This is a genomic window from Nostoc sp. (genome assembly GCF_035638895.1).
GTDB lineage: Bacteria > Cyanobacteriota > Cyanobacteriia > Cyanobacteriales > Nostocaceae > Nostoc.
In genome coordinates this window covers 1-4,552 of record NZ_DASQZC010000400.1, presented here as the reverse complement: position 1 = coordinate 4,552, position 4,552 = coordinate 1, and the positions used below count along the sequence as shown (strand labels likewise).

Annotated in this window: 3 protein-coding genes and 1 pseudogene; all 4 read right to left on the bottom strand. The window is 43.4% G+C overall.

Features of this window, described 5'->3' with window-relative positions:
- Window positions 1-570, bottom strand: a 570-nt coding sequence (locus VE944_RS19930; RefSeq protein ID WP_324980751.1) for a filamentous hemagglutinin N-terminal domain-containing protein, incomplete at its 3' end; no start/stop codon positions are given.
- Between the two features lie 770 nt (window positions 571-1,340).
- Complete coding sequence (locus VE944_RS19925; RefSeq protein WP_324980748.1) at window positions 1,341-1,985, bottom strand: calcium-binding protein; 645 nt, start codon at window positions 1,983-1,985, stop codon at window positions 1,341-1,343.
- Window positions 1,986-2,200: 215 nt separating this feature from the next.
- A complete protein-coding gene (locus tag VE944_RS19920; RefSeq protein WP_324980745.1) occupies window positions 2,201-2,725 on the bottom strand; it encodes a calcium-binding protein in 525 nt (174 codons plus the stop codon).
- 339 nt (window positions 2,726-3,064) lie between these two features.
- Window positions 3,065-4,552 (bottom strand): annotated as a pseudogene (locus VE944_RS19915) (S-layer family protein); the annotation flags it as partial.

Here is a 4,552-nt window from a genome sequence, read left to right as displayed (position 1 = left end):
TTGAATCGGCCCAACAGGCTGGGATGGAATTTGATTGAATAGAAATGCAGAAGGATTCACACTCAGCAAAGGGTTAAGCTGATTCACGGGTGAAGTCATGGAAAATTCTCCACCACCCGGAAACTGGATCGCATTAGCTGTTGTGCCAATAAATGAACCATTAACATTTAATGAGGCAGTTTCTCCAAATATGATGCCGTTAGGATTCATTAAAAAGAAATTAGCATTACCTTGAGTTTGAAGTGTTCCTTGGATGTCAGAGGGATTTCTCCCTGTAACTCGCACCAAAATATTGTTAATGGTAGGGGCGTTTTGGAAATTGACTACCTGATCACTTGGAATACTAAAGTTGCTAAAACTATGGAATAAATTTGTATTGCCAACCGTTGTACCCCCTGTAATATCCAAGGTAGTGTTGTCGATTTGCTGCACTTGAGTTCCCACAGAAGGATCAGCAGTGACCTGAGCGGATGTGCGTAAGCCTCCTTGTATTCCAATCGCACCCACTAGAATCATCAAGCCCGACAACCCTAAGTGACAACCGTGACCAAACCAACTTCTTAAACTCACAGAACTTATCTCCTAACCATTGATAGTTACTTCATTGCAAGATAGAACACCACTTTAGTAATGCTTGTGCAAACCTTTGCCCGTGCCCTTCTCCAGGTAACTCTGCTGGGAAGGTTAGGTTTTTGATTACTAATCTGCTGTTGTAACAGTAGTGACTGTATGAATTTTAAGACTTAACCACGGCAAAAAGTCGAGCCAGGCGCTAACAGATGGTTTCCCGACTTGTACCCCTGCTCTTAGAGGTTCTTTTAAAAGCAGTTGGCTGTAATTTTAGGCACTTATTGATCCCCCCAACCCACGCCACGCCAATCGCTCTACTTGGGGAGACCCCAGACGCTTGATGACTCGCTATCGCCCTTGGCATTTCCCCTTCTCCCAAAGGGAGAGGCTAACGCCAAGGGAGAAGACTGTGCTGGCTCCCCTTAAAAAGGGGGAAGAATCAAAGTCCCCTTTTTAAGGGGGATTTAGGAGGATCTACAACGTTTTGTTACCGACAAGAGGACTTTTAAAACATCCTCTTAAAGCTTGCTAGCAAGAGCGTCTTTGAACAGGAGAACCAACTGGCGTCGGAGCGGCGGTTCCTGCCGATAGTGCAGCGTAAAGCTTCCGACATAGCTTTGGTTAGAGTGAGTCCGCGAACGTCTGCCTGTAGGGACGCCAAAGGCGAACCGAAGTTTTCAACACAGACACCGCAAAAAGGTAATTGAAAAATCTAATTAGAAGCCTTAAAAACCATACCTGCTATTTTCGCTTTTCTGTCACTACCTAAGTCATGCATTGTTAGGAAAGCTAAGGTTAGGAGGTAGCCAAGCTAACTGCTGATCGAGATAGAATAGAGCACCAGTATTTGCGTTATAGCTACAATAACTAGGAAGTCCCACACCTCCACCAATTATTACTATTTCTGAAGATACTATAGGAGCAGCAAGTCTTATGTCCTCACTCGTCGAAACTTTTGTTGATGTTAAAACATCAGTGGTAGAGTTAGTTGATTGAATAGGATTCTCAGTAGATTTAATAGAAGGCAAGCTGTTACTATCCTTGCCACCAGTGAGAATGTCATTATCAACTCCTCCTGCTAAGGAGTCTTCACCTGATTTACCTATTAGAGTGTCATCGCCTGTAGAACCTTGAGAGATGGCGCTAGTGCTGCTAATAACAGGGGTATTAATTTTAAGAATATCGCCGTTAACTGAGAAGTCTCTAATTATATCAATACCGCCACCTGAGCAATCTAAGACAAAGGTATCTCTACCACTACCACCAATGAGACTGTCATTACCACTTCCTCCCTCTAAGTAGTCATTACCTAGCTCACCTTTCAGAGTGTCATTACCTGCATAGCCGTATATTTGATCGTTTACTGAAGTCCCAACTAGATTGTTGCTTCCAGATGTGCCGTGAATAGTTGCCACGTTCCTTACTCCCGGAGAAATTAGTGTTTCTACTGCTAATTTTAACTGGCAATTAGCATTACAGATGACATTGGTCAAAAAACAAAACAACGCGATCGCACTTAGAACACCGATTCCGTAATCAAAGTGCGAATCCCTTGCTTGTCTCTACACCGTATAAGGGGAGTTTGACTCCCCCAACTTTAGTAAGAAACTCTGCTAGAGAGTTAAATTTTTCATTCATCATTATTAGTTCTCGAAGCGACTACAACAGCTGTATTCCAGTTAAGGTTAGGAGATAGCCAAGCTATCTGCTGATCCAAATAAAATAAAGCACCAGTGCTTGCCTCATATGTAAAAAGACTAGAAGATCGGCTAGTGTTAGTTGAACCGAGCGTTACGGAACGATTGGTAGACTTAGGAGAAACCATTCCAGCATCTTCACCCACTTCATAATTGCTCAGAGATGCTCGTGTACCTATAAGATATCTAGAAGCGCTAATAGTTGATGTAGTAACTTTAAGAACGTCATTACTAACCGAGAAGTCTTTAATTCTATCAATACCGCCACCTGAGTAATTCAGGACAAAGGTATCTCTACCACTATTACCAGTGAGAATGTCATTACCACCTCCTCCCACTAAGTTGTCATTACCGAACCCACCTATTAGAGTGTCATCACCTTCATAGCCATATATTTGATCGCTTCCTTGAGTCCCAGCTAGATAGTTGTTTGCAGAGTTGCCCTGAATATTTGCCACGTTCTCTACTCCGATAATTTAGTGTTTTCACTGCTTATCTTACTAGTAACTAGGGACCATCCCAATTTTGCCAAAAGGTAAAGGTGCTTTCGTAAGCATTAACATCCTCAATATTGAGTTATCGTCTGTTTATTCACTGCTTTAGATTTTTCCAAACCATAACGTCTAACAATTGGTGCAAAGGCAAATTCTGACAAACCAACAATTTTTAACAAATTAGCCTAATAGGAATCTCCAAGTACCCGTGATCCACGTTAGTCGCGATCGCTTTTGTATTGAGGGTAATTGATAATTCATAATTGATGGTTTCAAAGCAATTACCAATTGGCAATCTCAAATCTAAAAATCGCTACGACAATTAGCTCGGTTTTGCCACGAACTATGAAGCGTGTTTGTGGGCGCATTAGCCGTGAGTACAACTTCACCTTTAGCATTTATCATCCACCCTTGCGCTTCCACAATCGGCGCTGGACTAGAATTATTTGCCTGAGTTGAAACACTTGTACTAGAGTGGTTTTCACCCTTTGGTTTGAGAGTTACCCAATCTACTTTAACTACATCAAGAGTGAGAATGTCTTTGGTAGGGTTGGGTGGTAAGCCGCCGCGTCCGGTAATCGTAAAACTGCTTTCATTTTCACCAGGACGCACTTGACAAACTTGAGACACTTGAGTGTCAACGGGTACAGATGGTAAGTTAATTAATCCTCGATTGGGGTCAACATCAAGCGTGTTGATTTCTACAATGCCGCTTAAATCAGGTCTTGTTCGGGAAATTGCTGTAATATCATTTGTATGAAGTTTACGCGGGTCTAAATCCGTAGGGCGCAACTTTTTAAGGTCTTCGCTAGTTAGTGGTGCAATTCCAAAAAGTTTAGTAGCTTTAATTGTGACTCTCCCACCACTACCACTAAATGCATTGGCGGTAATGTCGCTGTTTTCATTAGGTTTGGCGATGATGAAGCCGTCAGGCGCATTGATGGTGATATTACCGCCGTTTCCACCAGCCTCTTGAGTACCTGCGGTGGTGGATATCTGACTGCCACCGCCCATTAGCAAAAAGTCCTGCGGTTGCAACTCAATATTACCACCCTCGCCTAATGTGGTTGTAGCTGAAATCACTGCTTGGTTGTCTAAGCTGATAGAGCGAGCTTTTACCAGAATGTTACCTGCATTAGCAGTTTCCTGACCTGCTACGCGAGCAAGCAAACCACTGGCAGAACCATCATTATCAACTATAGTCGGCTCGGATTGCTGCTGAAACCGATCAAAGTAAGTCGGATCGCTCCCAGAAATTCTTACCCTGTCAGTGGCTGTTACTGTAATGTCACCTGCACGTCCGGTGCCGAAGGTAGTGGTGATGACTTGTCCGCCATTAGTAGCCTCAAAAGTGTTGACGTTAACAGTGATATTACCGCCTGGGGAGGCATTTCTAGTTCGCGCAATCAAAACTCCTCCGTCTGATACGCGTAATTCCCCAGTCGTCACACTAATATTACCACCCTGACCAGCGCCTTCTTTCTCAGTAGAAGTTACCAAGCCGCTAGAGAATGCCTCTTTTGGATCTGGATTAACCCCAGAAATGCTGACAGAGCTAAAAGCATTGACAGGATTGATAGTAATAGTGCCTGCATTTCCTTTTCCAGTGGTTCTGGACAATATTTGTCCACCCTTGGTTAAGGTAAGTTCCCCAGCCGTGATCTTTATACTGCCACCATCTCCCAACCCAAGAGTATCGCTGGATATAAAGCTATTGTCAACTGAGACGATATTTTGAGCATCAATAATCACGTCCCCAGCACGCCCTTCTCTAGCGGTAGTGGTATCCAG